This is a genomic window from Variovorax sp. KBS0712, from assembly GCF_006323185.2.
Taxonomy (GTDB): Bacteria; Pseudomonadota; Gammaproteobacteria; order Burkholderiales; family Burkholderiaceae_C; genus Variovorax; species Variovorax boronicumulans.
Genome location: NZ_VCCD02000002.1, coordinates 232,978 through 253,475 on the forward strand (window position 1 = coordinate 232,978; position 20,498 = coordinate 253,475).

The 20,498-nt window shown below is 71.0% G+C and carries 15 protein-coding genes; 8 read left to right on the forward strand and 7 right to left on the reverse strand.

Annotated features, from left to right (window positions below):
* Window positions 1–13 precede the first annotated feature (13 nt).
* The 5 genes from FFI97_RS17970 to FFI97_RS17985 all read left to right on the forward strand — a co-directional run bounded on the left by FFI97_RS17970 (window position 14) and on the right by FFI97_RS17985 (window position 10,492).
* The gene (locus tag FFI97_RS17970; RefSeq protein WP_070062226.1) at window positions 14–232 is read left to right on the forward strand and encodes a hypothetical protein; all 219 of its coding nucleotides are present in this window, start codon (window positions 14–16) and stop codon (window positions 230–232) included.
* Entirely contained in the window at window positions 229–7,758 is a 7,530-nt protein-coding gene (locus tag FFI97_RS17975; protein WP_260685043.1) for a GH36-type glycosyl hydrolase domain-containing protein, read from the forward strand. The genes FFI97_RS17970 and FFI97_RS17975 overlap by 4 nt, the downstream gene beginning before the upstream one ends.
* Window positions 7,656–8,453, forward strand: a complete 798-nt coding sequence (locus FFI97_RS33975) for a GH36-type glycosyl hydrolase domain-containing protein (RefSeq protein WP_260685146.1) — start codon at window positions 7,656–7,658, stop codon at window positions 8,451–8,453. The genes FFI97_RS17975 and FFI97_RS33975 overlap by 103 nt, the downstream gene beginning before the upstream one ends.
* A 35-nt stretch (window positions 8,454–8,488) precedes the next feature.
* Window positions 8,489–9,031 (forward strand): hypothetical protein, encoded by a 543-nt coding sequence (locus tag FFI97_RS17980; RefSeq protein ID WP_139702411.1) that lies wholly within the window; start codon window positions 8,489–8,491, stop codon window positions 9,029–9,031.
* Between the two features lie 210 nt (window positions 9,032–9,241).
* A complete protein-coding gene (locus FFI97_RS17985; RefSeq protein WP_095949588.1) occupies window positions 9,242–10,492 on the forward strand; it encodes an MFS transporter in 1,251 nt (416 codons plus the stop codon).
* A 6-nt stretch (window positions 10,493–10,498) separates the two neighbouring features.
* On the opposite strand, the gene FFI97_RS17990 is transcribed toward FFI97_RS17985, so the two are convergent.
* Window positions 10,499–11,425 (reverse strand): LysR family transcriptional regulator, encoded by a 927-nt coding sequence (locus tag FFI97_RS17990; RefSeq protein ID WP_139702467.1) that lies wholly within the window; start codon window positions 11,423–11,425, stop codon window positions 10,499–10,501.
* 48 nt (window positions 11,426–11,473) lie between these two features.
* Between FFI97_RS17990 and FFI97_RS17995 the strand changes: the two genes are divergently transcribed.
* The gene (locus FFI97_RS17995) at window positions 11,474–11,998 is read left to right on the forward strand and encodes a GNAT family N-acetyltransferase (protein WP_139702410.1); all 525 of its coding nucleotides are present in this window, start codon (window positions 11,474–11,476) and stop codon (window positions 11,996–11,998) included.
* The gene (locus tag FFI97_RS18000; RefSeq protein ID WP_139702409.1) at window positions 11,985–13,304 is read left to right on the forward strand and encodes an MFS transporter; all 1,320 of its coding nucleotides are present in this window, start codon (window positions 11,985–11,987) and stop codon (window positions 13,302–13,304) included. Before FFI97_RS17995 ends, FFI97_RS18000 begins: the two co-directional genes overlap by 14 nt.
* Here the strand turns inward: FFI97_RS18000 and FFI97_RS18005 are convergent.
* Window positions 13,222–14,163 (reverse strand): nitrilase family protein, encoded by a 942-nt coding sequence (locus tag FFI97_RS18005; RefSeq protein ID WP_139702408.1) that lies wholly within the window; start codon window positions 14,161–14,163, stop codon window positions 13,222–13,224. The genes FFI97_RS18000 and FFI97_RS18005 overlap by 83 nt on opposite strands.
* Window positions 14,164–14,281: 118 nt before the next feature.
* On the opposite strand from FFI97_RS18005, the gene FFI97_RS18010 reads away from it, so the two are divergent.
* The gene (locus FFI97_RS18010) at window positions 14,282–14,740 is read left to right on the forward strand and encodes a winged helix-turn-helix transcriptional regulator (RefSeq protein WP_095746483.1); all 459 of its coding nucleotides are present in this window, start codon (window positions 14,282–14,284) and stop codon (window positions 14,738–14,740) included.
* A 13-nt stretch (window positions 14,741–14,753) separates the two neighbouring features.
* On the opposite strand, the gene FFI97_RS18015 is transcribed toward FFI97_RS18010, so the two are convergent.
* The 5 genes from FFI97_RS18015 to FFI97_RS18035 form a co-directional block, all read right to left on the reverse strand.
* Window positions 14,754–16,049, reverse strand: a complete 1,296-nt coding sequence (locus FFI97_RS18015; RefSeq protein ID WP_139702407.1) for an OprD family outer membrane porin — start codon at window positions 16,047–16,049, stop codon at window positions 14,754–14,756.
* A 40-nt stretch (window positions 16,050–16,089) separates the two neighbouring features.
* Window positions 16,090–17,271, reverse strand: coding sequence for a DUF1624 domain-containing protein (locus tag FFI97_RS18020; RefSeq protein WP_139702406.1), 1,182 nt, complete (start codon window positions 17,269–17,271; stop codon window positions 16,090–16,092).
* Between the two features lie 76 nt (window positions 17,272–17,347).
* Window positions 17,348–18,625, reverse strand: a complete 1,278-nt coding sequence (locus tag FFI97_RS18025) for an AI-2E family transporter (RefSeq protein WP_139702405.1) — start codon at window positions 18,623–18,625, stop codon at window positions 17,348–17,350.
* Window positions 18,622–19,374 carry a LytR/AlgR family response regulator transcription factor gene (locus tag FFI97_RS18030; RefSeq protein WP_139702404.1) on the reverse strand — a complete coding sequence of 251 codons (753 nt, stop codon included), beginning with the start codon at window positions 19,372–19,374 and terminating at the stop codon, window positions 18,622–18,624. Before FFI97_RS18030 ends, FFI97_RS18025 begins: the two co-directional genes overlap by 4 nt.
* Complete coding sequence (locus FFI97_RS18035) at window positions 19,371–20,444, reverse strand: sensor histidine kinase (RefSeq protein ID WP_095747705.1); 1,074 nt, start codon at window positions 20,442–20,444, stop codon at window positions 19,371–19,373. The genes FFI97_RS18030 and FFI97_RS18035 overlap by 4 nt, the downstream gene beginning before the upstream one ends.
* Between the last annotated feature and the right edge of the window lie 54 nt (window positions 20,445–20,498).

Sequence of the window (20,498 nt, forward strand, 5' to 3'; positions counted from 1 at the left end):
GGAGCCCGTTGCAATGTCCGTCCCGCAGTCCCTTTCCCATTCGCATGTCGATTTCGTCGGCAGCGATTTCGAGGCCCTGGCTTCCCACATGCACCACTGTGCACGTGCCCACGGGCGATGGTTCTCGCTGCGAAGCCACATGCAACGTGTGCGCGCGCTCGCTGCGGGCCGCATTGTCACGATGGCCTGCGTGGCCGTGGTGTTGGGCATCGGCCTGTTCGCGGTCACTTGAGCGCCGCTGCCGTCGTCGACCGCCTCCAAGGGCTCAGTCACTACGCCCGGACCCTTCTGCTCGGTCCGCACGACCCGGTAGCCCTCCCGATCCGCGCCGAACTCTTCGGCGCCCAACGTTTCGAACAGCACGGCCACAGCCTGGCCCGTGCCCAGGTGGTGGAAGACGAGCACCACCGCGCGCGCGAAGGCGCGCCCTTCTTTCCGCGGGTCGACGAGAACCTCGAGTCGCTGCGCGCCGCCTTCGACTACATCGCGCTGATCTCGCTGAGCGGACGCTATGTGTCGCCGGCGGCCGAATGGCTGCTCGACAACTTCCACCTCGTCGAGGCGCAACTCCAGCAGATCCATGACGGCGTGCCGCGCAGCTACTACGCGCGCCTGCCCAAGCTCGTCACGCCGCCGCTGGCGGGACTGCCGCGCGTGTACGGCATTGCGTGGGCCTATGTGGCGCACACCGACAGCGTGCTCAACAAGACGCTGTTCACGGCCTTCCTCAACGCCTACCAGGACATCGACGAGCTGATGCTCGGCGAGCTGTGGGCGCTGCCCACCACCCTGCGCGTGGTGCTGCTCGAAAACCTGCGCCGCGTGGCCGAGCGCATCGCCGAGAACAAGGTCGCGCGCGAGATCGCGCATGCGGCCTGGGACGCGGCGCCGCACCTCTCGGTGCAGGACCTCGACGTGCTCTACCGCGCGCTGCAGAGCCACGGCCTGCAGGACAGCTACCTCACGCAGCTGTGGCAGCGCCTGCCCGTCGAGCACGGCGACGACATGCCCGCGCTGGTGCGCTGGACCGAGCAGCACTGCCCCAACGGCCCGGCGCTGATCGGCGACGCGCAGAACGCGCAGGCCGCGGCCAACCTCACGGTCGGCAACATCATCACGACCTTGCGCATGATCGGCCAGGTCGAGTGGAGCGACCTCATCGAACCGGTGAGCCGCTCGCTGCGCGTGCTGCGCGAACTGCCGAGCTTTGCGAACGAGAGCGAACTCACGCGCCAGCAGATCACGCATGCGATGGAGCAGGTGGCGCGCAGCACCGAACGGCCCGAGCGCGAAGTGGCGCAGGCCGTGGTCACGCTGGCCTCCAGCGCGCCGGCCGACGAAGCCGGCGCAGAGACCGACCGCGCCGACGGCACCGCCGGCTACTACCTCTTCGGCCAGGGCCGGCCCGCGCTGATCGCATCGCTGCAGGCGAACGCAGCGCCGGACCAGGCCACACGCACCGCGCACACACGCCCCGCGCGCAGCCATCGCGGCTGGCGCCTGCCCGTCTACGTGGGGTCCGTCGCCCTCGGCACCGCGCTGCTGCTGGCCGCCGTGCTGCACGGCCTGCCGCATCGCGGCGACTGGACCGCCGTCGCGGCGTTGCTGCTGCTCGCATGGCCGCTGTCCGAAGCGCTGATTGCGCTGGCGCAACGCATCATGGCGGAGTCGGTGCGCGTGCAGGCCCTGCCACGCCTCGATTTCGCGAACGGCATTCCCGAGCGGCACCGCGCACTCGTCGTCATGCCCACGATGCTGGGTTCGACCGCGAACAACGCCAGGCTCGCGCACCGGCTCGAACTGCACTGGCTCGCCAACCGAGAGGCGCACGCGCAGTTCGCGCTGCTGACCGACTGGGCCGACGCGTCGCAAGCATCGATGCCCGACGACGCGCCCTTGCTCGATGACGCCCAGCAACGCATCGCCGCGCTCAACGCCAAGTACCCGCCGGCCGACGGCGCCGCGCCGCGCTTCCTGCTGCTGCACCGCCCGCGCAGCTGGAGCGAGACGGAGCAGCGCTGGATGGGTTGGGAGCGCAAGCGCGGCAAGCTCGAAATGCTGATGCGCCTGCTGGCCAGCGGCGACGCCAGCGGCTTTCTTCCGCTCGCACCGGGCCAGCAGCTCGCGCCTGGCCGCACGCCCTATGTGCTGACGCTGGACAGCGACACGGGCCTGCCGCCCGGCGCGCTGCGCGACCTCGTGTCGATTGCCGCGCATCCGCTGAACGCGCCCGAGATCGACATGCCGAGCCGGCGCGTGGTCGCGGGCTTCGGCATCCTGCAGCCGCGCATCGTCACGCCGTTCCCGATGCGCAGCGAGCGCTCCTTCTTCCACTGGGTGTTCGCCGGGCAGTGCGGGCTCGACCCGTACGGCAGCGGCACGTCCGACATCTACCAGGACGTGTTCGGCAGCGGCTCCTTCACCGGCAAGGGTTTGCTCAACGTGCGCGCGGTGCACGCCACGCTGAACGACCGCCTGCCCGACAGCGCCGTGCTGAGCCACGACCTGCTCGAAGGCAGCGTCGCGCGCTGCGCGATGGTCAGCGACGTGGTGCTGGTCGAAGACCACCCGCACCATGCCGGCGTGGCCGCCTCGCGCGTGCACCGCTGGGTGCGCGGCGACTGGCAGCTGCTGCCGCTGATGTGGCGCGCGCGCCGTTTCGGCATCGACGCGCTGGGCCTGTGGAAGATGAGCGACAACCTGCGCCGGTCGCTGGTGGTGCCGGCGTCTTTCGCGCTGCTGGTGCTGGTGATCTTCACGCAGGCCATGCCGCTGGGCTGGGCGCTGGCCGCCGTCGGTGCGGCGCTCACGCTGGGCCCGCTGCTGGGCGCGCTGGCCGGCCTGGTGCCGACACGCCGCGCCATCGAGCTGCGCCACTTCTTCGACGCAGGCGCGGTCGAGCTGCTGCGCGCCCTGGCCGGCGCGGCCTGGCAGTTCGTGCAGCTGGCGGCGCAGACGCGCCTGCTGCTCGACGCGGCCTTCCTCGCCACCTGGCGGCTGGTCGTGAGCCGCAGGCACCTGCTGCAGTGGACGACGGCCGACCAGGCGCAGGCGCAATCGAGCCAGCGCCTGAAGCCCTTCGTGCGCAGCGCGGCCCTGAGCAGCGCGGTGTGCCTGGTGCTGGCCGTGCTCGCCAACTGGAGCGCCTGGCCGGTGCTCGGCCCCCTGCTCTTCGTGCTGTGGTCGCTGGCGCCCATCGCAGCCTGGTGGGGCAGCCGTGTCGATACGCAAGCCGAGGACCCGCTCGCGCCCGCGCAACGCAGCTACCTCGAGACGCTGGCGCACGACACCTGGCGCTTCTTCGAGCACGTGGTCGGCCCGGGCGACCACCACCTGCCGCCTGACAACCTGCAGCTCGAACCGCAGCCGACCCTCGCGCACCGCACCTCGCCGACCAACATCGGCATGTACCTGCTGGCCACCTGCTGTGCACGCGAGTTCGGATGGATCGACACAGAAGCCCTGCTGGCGCGCCTCACGGCCACGCTCGACACCGTCGACCGCATGCACAAGCACAACGGCCACCTGTTCAACTGGTACGACACGCAGACGCTGAAGCCGCTGCCGCCCGACTATGTGTCCAGCGTGGACAGCGGCAACTTCGCGGGCCACCTCGTGGCCGTGGCACAGGCCTGCCGCGCCTTCGCGGCGGACGCAAGCTGCCAGCCCCATGAAGCCCCCGCACTGGAAGCACTGGCCCGACGCTGCGGCGCGCTGCACGACGGCATGGATTTCAGCGGCCTCTACGACGCCAAGCGCCACCTGTTCCACATCGGCCTGCGCGTCGAGGAGAACGTGCTCGACGCGAGCTACTACGACCTGCTGGCCTCCGAGTCGCGCCTGTTGAGCTTCCTGGCGATTGCGAAGGGCGACGTGCCGCGCCGCCACTGGATGGCGCTGGGCCGCCCGTTCCTGCTGGTGGGCTTCCAGCCCAGCCTGAAATCATGGTCGGGCTCGATGTTCGAGTACCTCATGCCCGCGCTCGTGATGACCGAGCCCACCGACGGCCTGCTGCAGGTGGCCAACGCCGCGGCCATCGCCGAGCAGCAGGCCTTCGGCCGCGCGCAGAACATGCCGTGGGGCGTGTCCGAGTCGGCCTACTTCGCGCAAGACCATTCGCTGGCGTACCAGTACTCGCCCTTCGGCGTGCCGCGCCTGGCCCTGCGGCGCACGCCACCGACCGACCGCGTGGTGGCGCCCTACGCCAGCCTGATGGCCGCGCCGTTCGCGCCCGAAGCGGCGGTGCGCAACCTCGAGTTGCTCGAATCGCTCGGCGCGCGTGGCGCGTTCGGGTTTCACGACGCGATCGACTTCACCACCTCGCGCCAGGCCGAGGGCCAGGACTTCACCGTGGTGCGCAACTTCATGGCGCACCACCAGGGCATGTCGCTGGTGGCGCTGTGCAACGTGCTGCGCGACGACGCGCCGCGCCGCTGGTTCGGCAGCGCGGCGCTGGTGCAGGCGCACGAGTCGCTGCTGCACGAGCGCACGCCGCGCCAGATCATCGGCAGCGCCGACCCGCGCACGCCGCCCGAGCCCAGCCAGGCCGAGCTGGCGCCGCTGTTCCAGCCGCGCGTGGTCGACCCGACAGGGCCGGGCTTCCAGCCCACGCACCTGCTGTCGAACGGCCGCTACACGGTGGCGCTGCGGGCCAACGGCGCGGGCGTGAGCCGCTGGCGCGCGTTCAACGTGACACGCTGGCGCGACGATCCGCTGCGCGACAGCTACGGCACTTTCTTCTATGTGCGCGATATCGAAAAAGACGGAGGTCAGGCCGAGCTCACCTCGCTCACCGCCCTGCCCGCGCCCGGCGCCGACTGGCACTACCGCACCCGCTTCCTGGCCGACCAGGTGCAGTTCGATGCGACCGGCCCCGGGCTGCAGGTGCGCACCACGGTGCTCATCAGCCCCGAGGACGACACCGAGTTGCGCAACATCACGCTGCACAACAGCGGCGACGAAACGCGCACGCTCGAACTCGTCTCCTACTTCGAGCCGGTGCTGTCGAACCCCAAGGCCGACGAGGCGCATCCGGCCTTTGCCAACCTGTTCGTCGAATCGCGCTGGGAACCGGCATGGCGCGCGCTGCTGCTGTCGCGCAAGCCGCGCCTGCATGGCGATGCGGTGGTGGCCGCGGTGCACTTCGTGGCCTCGGTCGATGCCAACGTGCTGTCGATCGACTGCATGACCGACCGGCGCGCCTTCATCGGCCGCAACCGCACGCTGGCCGACCCTGCGCTCGACCCGCAACCGCTCACGGCCCAGGGCAAGCAGGTGAACGGCCTGGACCCCATCGCCTGCCTGCGCGTGCGCCTGTCGATCGCGCCGGGCACCACCGCGCGCCTGAGCTTCGCCACCGCCGCCGACGAGAGCATCGAGGCGCTGATGCCCTGCATCGACCGCTACCTGCAGCCCATGCACGTGGAGCGCGCCACCCGCATGGCCGCCACGCTGGCGCAGGTGCGGCTGCGCGACCTGAGCATCGCGCCCGCGCAGAACCTGGCGCTGCAGGACCTGACGACCATCCTCACCTACACCACGCCGCGCGTGATGCGCGACCGCGGGCTGATCGACCTGCGCCAGATCTGGCGCTTCGGCATCTCGGGCGACAAGCCCATCGTGCTGGTCTACATCCACTCGATGAACGGCATGGGCCTGATCAACACGCTGCTGCGCGCGCAGCCGTGGTGGGGCTTCGGCGGCGTGGCCTGCGACCTCGTGGTGCTCAACAGCGAACCCAACTCGTACCTCATGCCGCTGCAGCGCGAGATCGAGATGCTGCGCACGCGCGTCGCACAGCAGACGCAGAACAGCTTTCCGCGCAACGACACCGCCGGTTTCTACCTGCTGCGCAACCAGGACGTGGTGCCTTCGGAAAAGGCCGCGCTCTCCAGCCTGGCACGCGTGGTGTTCACGGCCGACGGCCGCGCGCTCGAAGTGCAGGTGGCGGCATTGCATGAGGCACGCAGCCCGACGATTGCGGACGACAGCAGCGCACCGGTGCAGCACCGCACGCCGCTGTTGACGCGGCAGGCAACCTCGCCGACCCACACGGCCCCCACCGGGGACTTCGATGCCGAGAGTGGCGAGTTCCGCTTCGAGGTCGGCCCCGACCGCCGCACGCCGCGCCCGTGGATCAACGTGATCGCCAACGCCACCTTCGGCTTCCAGGTGTCCGAATGGGGCACCGGCTACACCTGGGCCGGCAACAGCCGCATGCACCAGGTCACGCCGTGGTCGAACGACCCGGTGCAGGACCCGGCCTTCGAGCACTACCTGCTGCAGGACGTCGCGACGCGCGAGATGCTGCCGCTCACGCCCGCCGGTGGCAGCGATGGCGCCACCGGCCACCGCGTGCGGCACGGCCAGGGCTACACCGTCTTCGAATGCCGCCAGGGCAGCCTCGTGCTCGAAACCACCTTCTTCGCGGACCGCGACGAGGCCGTCAAGCTGGTGCATGTGCGCGTGCGCAACGAAGGCGCCGGCCAGCGCCGCCTGCGCGCGCTCGCGATGGTCGAGTGGCAACTGGGCGCCGCGCGCGGCGAACGGCGCACCGTGCATTGCTGGAAGCCCGAAGACCAGCCGGCCGTGTTCGGCCAGCAGCGCGAATCGAGCGCGGGCTTCGGCGGCAGCGCGGCTTTCCTGCTGCTCGCCGGCCTGCAAGGCGCGACGACCGGGGCCACGCAATGGACCTGCGACCGCAGCGAATTCTTCGCCGGCCGCGGCATCGTCGAAGTGCCCGACACGCTGGCGCGGCGCGCGGGCAGCGGGCTCGATGCCTGCGCGGCCCTCGGCGGTGAATTCGTCGTCGCATCGGGGGAGACCGCGCGCTTCAGCTTCGTGCTGGGCCATGCGGGCAATGCCGATGCCGCGCTCGAGCTTGCGCGCCGCTGGCGGCAGCGCGACGTGCCCGAGGCGCTGGCGCAGGTGCGCGGCTTCTGGGACGAGCTGCTGGGCCGCCTGCAGGTGCGCACGCCCGACCCGCTGTTCGATGCGCTGGTCAACCGCTGGCTCGTGTACCAGACGCTGGCCTGCCGGCTCTGGTCGAAGGCCGGCTTCTACCAGGCCGGCGGCGCCTTCGGTTTTCGCGACCAGCTGCAGGACGCGATGGCCTTCGCGCTCACCGATCCGCCGCGCCTGCGCGCGCAGATCCTCGTGAACGCGGCGCGCCAGTTCCCCGAAGGCGACGTGCAGCACTGGTGGCACATGCCCGGCGGCGCCGGCGTGCGCACGCATTTCTCGGATGACCTGCTGTGGCTGCCGTACACGTCGGCGCACTACGTCGAGGTGACGGGCGATGCCTCGCTGCTCGACGAAATGGTCGGCTTCATCGAAGGCCCCGGCATTCCCGAGGGCGCCGAAGACGCCTACTACGCGCCGCAGAACAGCGGCCGCATGGCCACCGTGTTCGACCATGGCGCGCGCGCCATCGACCGCAGCCTGAAGACCGGCGTGCACGGCCTGCCGCTGATGGGCACCGGCGACTGGAACGACGGCATGAACCGCGTCGGCCACGAGGGCCGCGGCGAATCGGTGTGGCTCGCGTGGTTCCTGTGCAGCGTGGTCGAGCGCTTCGCGCCCCTCGCGCAGGCGCGCGGCGAACACGAACGCGCCGCGCGCTGGACCGAAAAGCGCGCACGGGCTGGATCGCCGCGCTGCACGACGCCGGCTGGGACGGCGCCTGGTTCCGCCGCGCCTTCTTCGACAACGGCGCGCCGCTGGGCTCGTCGATCAACAGCGAGTGCCGCATCGACCTGATCGCACAGGCCTGGTCGGTGCTGTCGGGCGCCTCGGCCGCGGCCCACACCGGCCCGGCCATGGCCGCCATCGGCAAGCACCTGCACGACGAGCCGGCCGGCCTGCTGCGGCTGCTGGCGCCGCCGTTTGCCCAGTCGACCCCCAACCCGGGCTACATCCAGGCCTATCCGCCGGGCGTGCGCGAGAACGGCGGCCAGTACTCGCACGGCGCCGTGTGGGCGCTGATGGCGCAGGCGCTGCAGGGCGACCATGAAGCGGCGTGGCAAAGCTTCGAAGGCCTGAGTCCGGCCCACCGTTCGCAGCACCCCGCGCGCGGTCCGGTCTACGAGCTGGAGCCCTATGTGATGGCGGGCGATGTCTATGGCGCCGCGCCGTATGTGGGCCGGGGCGGCTGGAGCTGGTACACCGGCTCGGCCGCATGGCTGCACCGCGCGGCCGTCGAGACCTTGCTGGGCCTGAACGTGAAGGGCAGGCAGCTGTCGATGACGCCGCATGTGCCTGCGCACTGGCCGGGCTTCGAGCTCGCGCTGCGGCTCGGCACGCACCGGCTGACGCTGCAATGGGGCACCGTCGAAGGCGCCGCCGCGCCGACGCACCACGTGGCGGTGGGCGAATGGATCGACTGGCAGGCGCTGCCGGCGGATGCGGTGCTGCGGGTCGCTCAAGCGGCAGGCAAGGGGCAGATGACGGCGTAGGTTATGGTCCGGACCCGCTTTCACCCCGCGCATTCATGACCAAAATCCAGTTCCGTCGACGCGTCATCGTCCTGATCCTCCTGTGCGTGGCCGTGGGCGGCGGCGTCGTGCGGCACTACGCGGCGCCCGGCACCACCACGCGCGACATCGCCACGCTGCTGATGGTGCTGTGGGTGCCGATCATCGGCAACGTGATCGGGTGGCTCATCGGCAAGCTGCCGCGCCGCACGCCCAAGCAGGCCCCGCCCGCGGGCTTCGACGCGCTGCCCGAGTTCACGCCGCACCTGGCCGTGGAACTCACCTTCCGCCGCCCCTCGGTGCCGGCGCAGGACGTGCCGCTGGGCCCCGGCGAATACCGGGGCGCGCTGGTGCTCGACACCGAAGGCTTCTCGGCGCGCTGGCGCGTGCCGCAGGGCACCTCGCTCGCGCGCGGCACGCCGGTCGCGCTCGACATCGAATTTCTCTCGCCGGCCGTCGCACAGCCGAAGTTCGCGCAGGGCACGGCCTTCCGCGTGCTGGTCGACGAATCGTTCGTGGCCGATGGACAGGCGCTGCAGTTGCGCCCTGCCCACACTTAATCCCGGCAACGCAGAAAACGGTGATGGCGAAAGGCGCCATTGCCGCTTCCCCGGGCGGCTTCAGGCAGCAACGGGGGCGATTGTTCGCCACAGGGAAACTGTCTACTGCTCCATCGCCCCTTGGTCGCAAGGCGGCCGGCTCGCACACTCCAATGCCCCCTCACCGGCATTGGCGTCTTCATCGCCGATGCGTTCAAGGACTGCATCTCCATGATGAATTCTTCCGGCAGCACCCCCTGCATCGACGACCTGGCGGCGCCCGCGCGCGACGCCGTGGCCGCCCCCACCCGCTCCGCGTGGCTCGCGGTCGGCTCCATCGCCGTCGGCACCTTCGCGATGGTGTCGACCGAGTTCATGCCCATCGGCCTGCTCACCGACATCGCGCGCGGCCTGAACGTGTCCGACGGCACGGCCGGCCTGATGATCACCATGCCGGGCGTGCTCGCCGCCTTCGCCGGGCCGGCGCTGATCGTCGCCTCGGGCCGGCTCGACCGGCGCACGGTGCTGATCGCGCTCACGCTGCTGCTGATCGCCTCGAACCTGCTGGCCGCGTTCGCGCCCAACTTCACGACCATGCTGGTCGCACGCCTGATGCTCGGCCTGGCCGTGGGCGGCTTCTGGACCTTCGCGCCCGCCGCCGCCACGCAGCTGGTGCCCGACGCCTCGAAGGCGCGCGCCATGTCGCTCGTGCTGGCCGGTGTGTCGGCCGCCACGGTGCTCGGCGTGCCCGCGGGCTCGTGGCTGGGCACGATGTTCGGCTGGCGCGCCTCGTTCGCCGTGACCGGCGCGCTGGCCGCGGCGGTGCTGCTGGTGCAGCTGTGGCTGCTGCCCGCGATTCCGCCGCAACGCGCCATCGGCGCGCGCGACCTGCTCACGCCGCTCACGCGCCGCATGGCGCAGGTCGGCCTGCTCGCGGTGCTGTTCTTCATTGCCGGCCACTTCGCGGCCTACACCTACCTGAAGCCGCTGCTGCAGCAGGTGTTCGGCCTGCAGGCCAACGCGGTCTCGACGCTGCTGCTGGTCTACGGCGCGGTGGGCTTCATCGGCACCTTCCTGGGCGGCAGCCTGGTGGCGCGCAGCGTGCGCGGCACCACCTTGCTGGCGGCGCTGATGCTGGCCACGGCGCTGCTGCTGTCGACGCTGATCGGCACCGGCATGGTGGCTGGCGCGGTGGTGGTGGTGATCTGGGGCGTGGCCTTCGGCCTGATCCCGGTGGCGCTCACCGGCTGGATGATGGAAGCCGTGCCCGACGCGCAGGAAGCCGGCCAGGCCCTGCTGGTGACGGGCTTCCAGGTGGCGATCGCCTCGGGCGCGCTGATCGGCGGCCTGATGGTCGACAGCCGCGGCATCTCGCCCACGATGGTGCTCAGCGGCGTGCTGGTGCTGATCGCCGCGCTCATCGTCGGTACGCTGGGCCGCGCACGCGGCGGTGCGGCGCCGCTGGCGGCCATTCCGGAGTAAGTACCTTCAACGGCGGCCGGGCTTTTTGCCGGCCGCCACGATCGCCTCGAGCACCGTGCGCAGCGCCTTGTTGAGCGGCTTGTCACGACGGATCACCACCGCCAGCGTGCGGTGCATGCGCGGGGCCAGGCGGCTGGCCTTCAGCGCCGGGTGGGCGCCGCGCCCCGCCATCGACATGCCGGGCACCAGGCCGTAGCCCAGCCCCGCGGCCACCATCTCCTTCATCGCCTCGACGCTGCCCAGCTCCATCACGGGTTGCGGCTGCAGGCCTTCGGCGGCGAACCAGCGATCGACCAGCTTGCGCGTGTTGGCCGCGGGCTCGAACAGCACCAGCGGCAGCGTCGCCAGGTCGGCCGGCGTCACGCGGGCCTTGAGCGGCGCGAGGTCGGCGCGGCCGATGGCGACGAACTCGTCGTCGCACACCGGGATCACGCTCAGCGAACGCCCGGCGGCGGGCAACGTGACCAACGCGAGGTCGATGCTGTTGTCTTCCACCTTGCGCACGTGCTCGTCGGTGTTGCCCGTGCTCACCACCACGCTGAGCGCCGGGAACGCCTCGCGCAGCTGGCGCAGCACCGCGGGCAGGAAGTACAGGCAGGCCGTGGCGCCCGTGCCCAGCCGCACGCGACCCGTCACGCCGCGCGCGTGGTCGGCCAGCGCGTCGATGGCGTTCTCGACCGCGGCCTCGATCTGCGGCACATGGCGCAGCAGCTCCGCACCGGCCGGCGTGGCCCGCGCGCGCTTGCCGACGCGCTCGATGAGCCGAACGGCGAGCCGGCGTTCGAGCTGGCGCACCTGCAGGCTCACGGCCGGCTGCGACAGGCCGAGCCGGTCGGCCGCGGCGGAGAAGCTGCCGGTGTCGATCACCAGGGCGAAGGTGGCGAGCTGGTCGAGGTTGAGGTTCTTTTCCAAAGTATTCCTTATGCGCTGCATAGGTTGACCAAGCTTCACTTATCGATCCTGGCTCGTCAAGATCGAGTCATGTCCTCCCCCACCCTTGCTTTCACCGCGCTCGACATCGCCGATGCCGAGCCCCACCACATGGCCCGCGTGCAGGCCATCTACAGCCACTACGTGCAGCACGACCTGTGCTCGTTCGAAGAAGAAGTGCCCCCCGTCGCGCAGATGCAGGCGCGCCGCATCGACGTGCAGGAACGCGGCCTGCCCTACCTCGTGGCCCTGAAGGATGGCGAGGTGGCCGGCTACGCCTACGCCGGCCCCTACCGCGCGCGCTCGGCCTACCGGCACACGGTGGAAGACTCGATCTACGTCGCGCCCGACATGCACGGCCACGGCATCGGCACGGCGCTGCTGCAGGCGGTGATCCACCGCTGCACCGAGGCAGGCTTCACGCAGATGGTCGCGTGCATCGGCCACAGCGGCAACGCGGGCTCGCAGCGGCTGCATGCGCGCCTGGGCTTCGAGACGGTCGGCGTGCTGCGCAACGTCGGCTTCAAGTTCGGCCAGTGGGTCGACACCGTGCTGATGCAGCGTGCACTGCGCTGACCACACCCCAGCGTCGCCGCAGCGCGGATGGCTCGCGCTGCTGTGCGCGAGCCGCCTGCTGCAGGGGATGATCGTCACGGCCTACTCGGGCGTGCTGCCGTTCATGCGCGACGATTGGCAGATGACGGCCGCGCAGGCCGGCTCGATCCAGAGCGCCTGGCACGTGGGCTACATGAGCTCGCTGTTCGCCGTGGGCCTGCTGGCCGACCGCTTCGGCCCGCACCGCATCTTCGCGGTCGGCGGCGTGATCGGCGCGGCCGCCTCGCTGGCCTTCGCCCTCTTCGCGCACGACCACCGCTCGGCGCTGCTGCTGTACGGCCTGGCGGGGCTGTGCGCGGGCGCCTCGTACACGCCGGGGCTGCAGCTGCTGTCGCTCAACGCCGGGCCCGCGGTGCGCGGGCGCGCGATGGGGCTGTTCCTCGGTGCGGCGTCGATGGGCTATGCGCTGTCGCTCGCGGTGGTGGCGGGGTTCAGCGTGGTGACGCACTGGCGCACCGGGCTGCTGGTGGCCGCAGGCTGCACGGTGGCGGGCGTGCTGCTGGCCCAGCTCGCGCTGCGGCGCATGGCGCCGCCTGCGCCACGGGTCGCCGGTGCGCCGCACGAAGGCGTGCTGCAGGCGCTGAACGCAACCGTGCGCGACCGGCCCGCGATGGCCGGCAACTGGGCCTACGCCTTCCACTGCTGGGAGCTCATGGCGCTGTGGGCCTGGCTGCCCGCCTACCTCATGGCCTCGTCGCGCGGCGGCGCGAGCGCATGGCCGGCGGCGGGCATCGCGCTGGCGGCGTTCGCGCACCTCGTGAGCGTGTTCGGCAGCGTGGTGGGCGGCGCGGCCTCCGACCGGCTGGGCCGCGCGCGCGTGATGATGATCGCCACCCTCGCGAGCCTGAGCCTGTCGTTCGCCTTCGGCTGGATGTGGACCTGGCCGCTGTGGGCGCTGGCCGCGATGGCGGCGCTGTACAACCTGCTGGCCATCGCCGATTCGTCGGTCTACTCGACCGCGCTGGCCGACGTGGTGGCGCCGCACCGGCTCGGCGTGGCGTTCTCGGTGCGCTCGGTGATGGGCTTCGGCGCGGGCGCGCTCAGCCCCTGGGTGTTCGGGCTGGCGCTCGACTGGGGGCAGGCGCAGTTCGGTTTCGGCAGCACCTACGCGTGGGTCGCAGCGTGGAGCTCGGTCGGACTCGGGGCGCTGCTCGGCCCCTGGATGATCGTCCGCTTTGCCCGACTCAGCGCGGCAGTGCCTGCGCCCCCCGATAGCCCAGCATCGCGTCGTACAGATCGGTTCGCCGGTCGCGGTGCAGGTCGTTGAGCGGCGTCCAGATCGGCGCGGAGCGCGCGGCGCCCAGGTCGACGTCGGCATAGAGGATCGTCTCTTCCTCGGGCCCGGCGATGCGCCCCATCGGCCAGCCGTTCGTGCCCGCGATCAGCGAGTTGCCCATGAAGCCCGTGCCGCGCTCCTGCCCCACGCGGTCGGCGGTGGCGATGAAGACGTTGTTGGCGTGCGCAGCCGTCATCGTCAGGTAGGCCGCCATGCACACGCCGCTGGCGTCGTACAGCGGAGGCGGCGTCCAGACCCAGCCCGTGGGCACGCAAATGATGTCGGCGCCCTGCTGCGCCACGATGCGCGGCACCTCGGGAAACCAGATGTCCCAGCACACGAGCAGGCCGATGCGGCCGATCTTCGTCTCGAACACCGGGTAGCCCTCGTTGCCGGGCGTGAACCACAGCTTCTCGTTGTTCCACAGGTGGGTCTTGCGGTAGCGGCCGATGTAGCCCTCGGGGCCGACGAGCACGGCCGTGTCGAACAGCTGCATGCCGTCCTGCTCGGCCAGGCAGCCGACGAGGTACACGCCGTGCTGCGCCGCGAACGCGACCCAGCCCTGCACCGTGGGGCCGTGCGGCACGGGCTCGGCATGCGCGAAGGCCTCGGCGCGGCCGTTGAAGCAGTAGCCGGTGGTCGCCAGCTCGGGCAGCACGATGAGCTGCGCGCCGCCGGTCACCGCCGCTTCGAGTTGTGCGCGCACCGCGGCGGCGTTGCGCGCGAGGTTCTCGACGCCGACCTGCGGGTCGAACTGCACGACGGCCACGCGCACGGGGCTGGCGCGCAGGCCGGGTACGGCGTCGCCGCCGGAGGGAATGTCATGGGGAGCGGGGGTCGGGAGGGTCATGGCCATTTCAGGTTTCAAATTAAAACCATGCGGATGCTAGTCGCATCGGTTTTAATTTGCAACCAATCCAGCGCTACGGTCTAATCCCGCCATCCCAGGGACGCACAGGAAGCACACGATGGCCAGAAGAAAAAGTCTGAGGTTCGACGCCTGCCCGATGGCGCGCGCGCTCGAGATCGTCGGCGACCAGTGGTCGCTGCTGATCGTGCGCGACGCCTTCGACGGCATGCGGCGCTTCGGCGAGTTCCAGCAGAGCCTGGGCGTGGCCAAGAACATCCTGGCCGACCGGCTGAAGTGGCTGGTGCAGGAAGGCGTGTTCGATCTCGTGCCGGCCTCGGACGGCTCGCTCTACCAGGAGTACGCGCTGACGGCCAAGGGCCGCGGCCTGTTCCCCGTGGTGGTCGGCCTGCGGCACTGGGGCGAGGCGAACCTGTTCGCGCCCGGCGAGCCGCATTCGGTGCTGCTGGAGCGCGAGAACGGTGAGCCGGTAGCGCCGATCGACCTGCGCACGCGCGACGGCCAGCCGCTCGACCCCGCCGCGACCTTCGTGAAGAAGCTGCCCGTCACGGCCCCCTGACAGCGCCGCCCGCTCAGTCGTTGCCGATCGGGTACTCCAGCGCGACGCGGATCTGGCGCGTGTTGAGTTCGGCCTGCGCCTTGTTGTTGCGGTGCTCGCCGTAGCGCAGCAGGAAGGCCAGGCCCTTGGCGCTGCCTTGCTGGACCGTGTAGCGCAGCCAGAGGTCGCGCTCCGAGTGCCGGCCGCCCTGCCCGTAGCCCAGCCATGCGTAGCCTCCGCTCGGCGGCACCCGGCTGCCGTCGATGCCACTGCCGCGGATGTAGGCCGCGCCCAGGCTCAACCCGGGTGCGCCCCAACGCGCGGCATCCACTTCGTACCGCAGCTGCCACGACCGCTCATGCGGCGCGTTGAAGTCGGACAGCTGCGCTGCATTGCCGAGCCAGACGGCGCCGCGCGTCACGTAGTCGAACGGCGTGTCGCCCGCGACCTTCTGCCAGCCCAGGCCCACGCGGTGGGGGCCGTGGGTGTAGCTGGTCATGAGGCTCGCGGTGGTGTTGTCCACCGGGCCGGCCAGCGCGCGGCCCGTGTCCTTGCTGCGGTACACCTGCAGGTCGAAGGACAGCGCGCGCTTCTCCGGGAGCGGCACCGTGTAGTGGGCGCCCAGGTAGCCCGTGCGCCAGGTGTCCTTCAGGCGTGCGACGTAGGCCGTGAGCGACAGCGACGCGCTGCCCTTCCAGGTGCCGCCGGCAAAGTCGAACACGTCGCCGCGCGGTGACTTCGGGTCGAGGTAATTGACGATCAACGGGTGGTTCGTGCCGCGCGCATGGCGGTCGGTCGACCCGGTGAAGCGGCCGGCCTGCAGCGTGAGCGTGTCGAACTCGCGGCTCGTCAGCAGCCAGCCGTGCATGGTCTCGGGCAGCAGGCGGGAATCGGACGCGCTGAAGACCGGCGTCTTGACGCGCTGCTCGCCCACCGTCAGCACGGTGGCGGAGATGCGCGCCTTCAGCGCCACGCCGCCGCGCGCGATGCCGTCCTGCGCGTAGCCCGCGCCGTCCACCGGCAGCATGCGGATCTTGCCGACGCGCAGATCGTCGCCGTCGAGGCTGCGCGCGAGCGAGGCATGCGCGTCCACGCCGAAGCCGATCCAGCCCGGCGTGAAGCCGGACGCGAGGGTGCCCATGACGCCGTAGCCCCACTCCTGCGCGTAGTCGCTGCGCCGCGCCTTCGGCAGCGTGGCGTTGCGCCCGCCGTTGCTGCGGTCGCCGTGCAGGTAGCTCCGGTGCTCGTACACGCTGCGCTGGAGCACGTGCCAGCGCGTGTCCTCGACGAAGCCGTCGCCTTCGGCCGCGAGGGCGGATGTGCCCAGCATCGCGAGGGCCGCGCCGCAGAACCGCCTCATCGCCAGCCGCTCACAGGTACTTGAGCCACGCGATGTCGCGGCGCCGCGCCTTCAGGGCGGCGAAGGCGCGCACCGCCGGATACAGCGCAAAGGCCAGCACCCCGGTGACCAGCCACACCATCCAGACACTGTCGAACCCGAAGAGCCGGCCCTGGTTGGGACCCCAGACCGCCTCGGCCCCCAGGTAGAGGAACTTGAGCACGTACAGGTGCAGCACATAGAAGAACATGGGCGCCGCGCCGAACACGGCCAGCGGCGCGAGCCAGGCCGCGCCCTGCCGGCGCTCGAACAGGCGCAGCAGCCACAGCCCCACGCCGAGCGTCAGCGCGATGAACAGCAGCGACGGCGGGTACTTCGTGACGTTGAGGAAGGCCATCACCGTCGTCAGCGCGCTGTCGCCCGCCACCCAGGGCTTGTCGCCGTAGACGTCGAGCGCACGCAGCCCCACGAAGCCAATGAGCAGGCCCACGGCCCACGCCAGCAGCCGCCGCTGGCGCTGCGGCGCATCGGCGCCGGGCAGGAACCACGGCCCGGCGACATAGCCCAGCGCGATCACGCCGATCCACGGCAGCAGCGGGTACGACGTGCGCAGCCTCAGGGCCTCGGACAGCTCGATCCAGCCCCGGTCGTGCAGCACGGCCCAGGGCACGTGCAGCACATGGCCGACGGGAAAGTGCACGCCGTCGAGCAGGTTGTGCCCCGCCACCAGCACCACGCCCAACACGACCAGCGCCCGGCGCGGCAGCCACACCAGCGCCGACAACGCCAGCATCGACAGACCGATCACCCAGATCACCTGCAGGAACACGGTGGCCGGCGGGAACTGGAAGGTCCAGGCAAAGTTGACGACCGTGACCTCCAGCAGCACGAGGAACAGGCCCCGTTTCCACAGGAACGAGGACGCCGCCGCGCGGCCGTCCGCCTGCTTCGCACCATAGAGAAAGGCCGACAGCCCGGTCAGGAACACGAACACCGGCGCGCACAGGTGCGCCAGCAGGCGGCCGAAGAACAGCGCCGGCGGCGTCTGCGCCACGAGCATGGGGTCGGGCACCTGGTGGTGCAGGTAGAAGGTCTCGCGCACGTGGTCCAGCAGCATGAACAGGATCACGAGGCCGCGCAGCGCGTCGATGGAGAGCAGCCGGGCCGGGGCGCCGGCCCCTGGTGGCAAGGAAGCGGATGGAACGTCGGGCATTTAATTATTGCGAATTGATTCGCAATAATTTACAGCATCGGACGATGCACCCTCCTGAAGGGTCTGAAGGGCCGGTTCATTCGCCGAGCAGTTCGCCGATCGGCTGCAGGTCTTCCACCCGGTCGCAGATCGACTTGATGACCATGGTGATCGGGATGCCCAGCAGCAGCCCCCAGATGCCCCACAGCCAGCCCCAGAAGATCACGCCCACGAACACCGCCACCGGGTTCATGCGGCTGGTGCGGCTGGTGAGCCAGGGCATCAGCAGGTTGCCCACCACCGTGTGGATGGCCAGCGACACGCCGCCCACCAGCAGCGCCATCTCGATGCTGCTGAACTGCAGGAAGGCCATGAGCCCCGCCGCCACCAGCACGATCACCGAGCCGATGTAGGGAATGAGGTTGGTCACGGCCGCGATGATTCCCCACACGGCCGCGTTCTCCACGCCGAGCAGCCAGAACGCCAGGCCGGTGGTCAGCCCCACCAGCCCGCTCACCAGGATCTGCACCAGCAGGTAGCGTTCGATGTTGCGCGTGATGTCGTCCAGCACGTGCACCGTGACCTTCTTCTTCTGCAGGCTGGGCCCGGTGATCTTGATGAGCTTGCGCCGGAAGGTGTCGCCCGAGCACAGCGCGAAGTAGGTGAGGAAGGCCACCAGCGTGAGCTGCCCCATCGCGTTGAGCAGGCCGACCGTGCCGCTCACCAGGTAGTCGCGCACGTTGAAGCCCGGCCGCTCGATCACGACGCGCGCCACGCCCTTGCGCGAAGCGACGCGCGCGGAGTTTTCCTCGGCCGCCTTTTCGAGCTGCGCGGCGGCCTGCTGCACGCTGTCCAGCGGCGTGGCGCTGGCGTTCTTGTCGCGGCGCATGGCCTGGCCGAGCTTCTGCGCGGCGACCGGCAGCGAGTCGAGCAGTTGCGAGGCGCTGCCCGAGAGCGAATAGCCGGTCCACCCGAGCCCGCCGAACAGGCCCAGCAGGATCGCCGCCGCGCCGATCCAGCGCGGCACGTACCAGCGGTGCAGGCGCTCGACCAACGGCGACAGCGCGTAGTTCAGCAGCAGGCTCAGCATCAGCGGCACGAACACGGCCTGGCCCCAGCGCAACGCGAAGACGCTGGCGAGCACGGCCAGCACCACGAGCGAGGCGCTGCGCACGTCGACCGGCATGTGCAGCACGAAGCGCCTGCGCAGGGCGGCGGTCGCCTCTTCGGCGGTCGCGCTCGCCTCGACCGGCGCTGCGGGCTCGACGGGGTCGACCGGCGGCGCCGGCACCGGTGCAGGCGCAGGCGGCGGCTCATCCGCAGCCACCGGCCGTTCAGGCGCCGGCTTCGGGCCGGCCGGGGTGTCGTCGGTCATCGCGATTCCTTCAGCATCTCGCGCACCGCGGCCAGCTGGCGGCGCGACACCGCCACGGGCTCGGGCACCGAGTCGAGCCGTAGCGCCCAGCCTTCGGCGTCCTCGCCGTCGTCGTAGCGCTCCAGCGCGCGGATCGCCGCGCGCGCCACCAGCGCGTTGCGGTGCACGCGCAGGAAGCGGTTCGGGTAGCGCTCCTCGAAATCGTTCAGCGAGCCATCGAGGATGTGGCTGCGCGTGGCGGTGCGCACCGTGAGGTACTTGTATTCGGACTTGAGGTACAGCACCTCGGACAGCGGCACGCGCTCGGCGCGGCCCCGGTCCTGGATCAGCACGCACTCGGGCGTGGCCTCGGGGGCCGGCTGCGCGGCGCGGCGCTCCTTCAGGAAGCGCTCGACCTTCTGCAGCGCCTGCTGCAGCCGCTCGGCGCGCACGGGCTTGGTGAGGTAGTCGACCGCCTCCAACTCGAAGGCCGTGACCGCGTGGCTGGCGTGCGCCGTCACGAAGACCACGGCCGGCGCGTCGGGCCGGCTGCGCAGCGCGCGCGCCACCTCGATGCCGTCGATGCCGGGCATGTGCACGTCGAGCAGCACGAGGTCGAGGTCCATCGCGGCCAGGTGGGCCAGCGCCTCTTCGCCCTGCGCGGCCTCGGCCGTCACCTCGGCGGCGGGCGAGGTGCAGTCGCGCAGCAGCGTGCGCAGGCGCGAGCGGGCCAGGGCTTCGTCGTCAACGATCAGGGTCTTGAGGCTCATGATTCGGCGGGGATGGCAATGCGTACGCGGTAGTTCTTCTGGTCCATGCCGGCGCTGAACTGCATCTGCATGTCGTGCAGCAGGCGCAGCCGCTCGCGCACGTTGTCCAGGGCGATGCCGTGGCCGCGCGGCAGCGGCTCGTCGGCCCAGCGCAGCGGCGGCAGGCTGTTGACCACCTCGATCACGACCATGCCGCCACGCCGCTCGGTGCGGATGCGCAACTTGCCGCCCTCGGGGCTGGGCTCCACGCCGTGCTTGATGGCGTTCTCGACCAGCGGCTGCAGCAGCAGGGGCGGCAGGCGCGCGTCGCTGGCGGCGGCATCGAGGTCCCAGCGGATGCGCAGGCGCTCGCCGAAGCGCACCTGCTCGATGGCCAGGTAGCGCTCGGCCAGCGCGATCTCGTCGGCCAGCGTGCCCGATTCGCCGGGCACGGTGAGCGCCTGGCGGAACAGCTCGGCCAGGTCTTCGAGCATGGTCTCGGCCTTGGCCGGCTCCTCGCGCACCAGCGCGATGGCGCTGTTGAGCGTGTTGAACAGGAAGTGCGGGCGGATGCGCGACTGCAGCTCTTCGAGCCGGGCCGTGGTGGCGGCCGGCGTCTGGCCGCGCGCGCGCAGCACCATCGCCGCCATCACCAGCCCCGCGAACAGCGCGCCGGCCAGCGCGCTGGCCAGCCAGGGGGCGCTGGCGATCACGCCGGTCAGGCGCAGCAGGCCGCAGCCGTAGAGCGAGGCCACGGCGCCCAGCACGGCGCCGGCGGCATACTGGCCCGGGGGCGGCAGGCGCCGCAATTGCTTCTTGAGCCCGCAGGCCGCCACCAGCCACAGCAGTGTGGCGGGCAGCGCGCCGCCGGTCACCGTGGCCGCCTGCACCAGCCATTCGCCGAAGGTGCCGACCACGAACAGCGTGGCCACCGCCACCACCGCCTCGACGAACACCACGGTGCGCAGCACCACGCCGATCTGGCAGGCGTCGAACAGCGCCGGGCCGCCGCGCACAGGCGCGCGCGCACGTTCCGGGGACGAAGCGGACGTGGAGGGGGAGCTGGCCGATAAAATCGCCGGGTTGCGCATCGCAGACATCAGATCCATCGGGTGACCAACCCATTATTGCCTTCCTGGACGGCT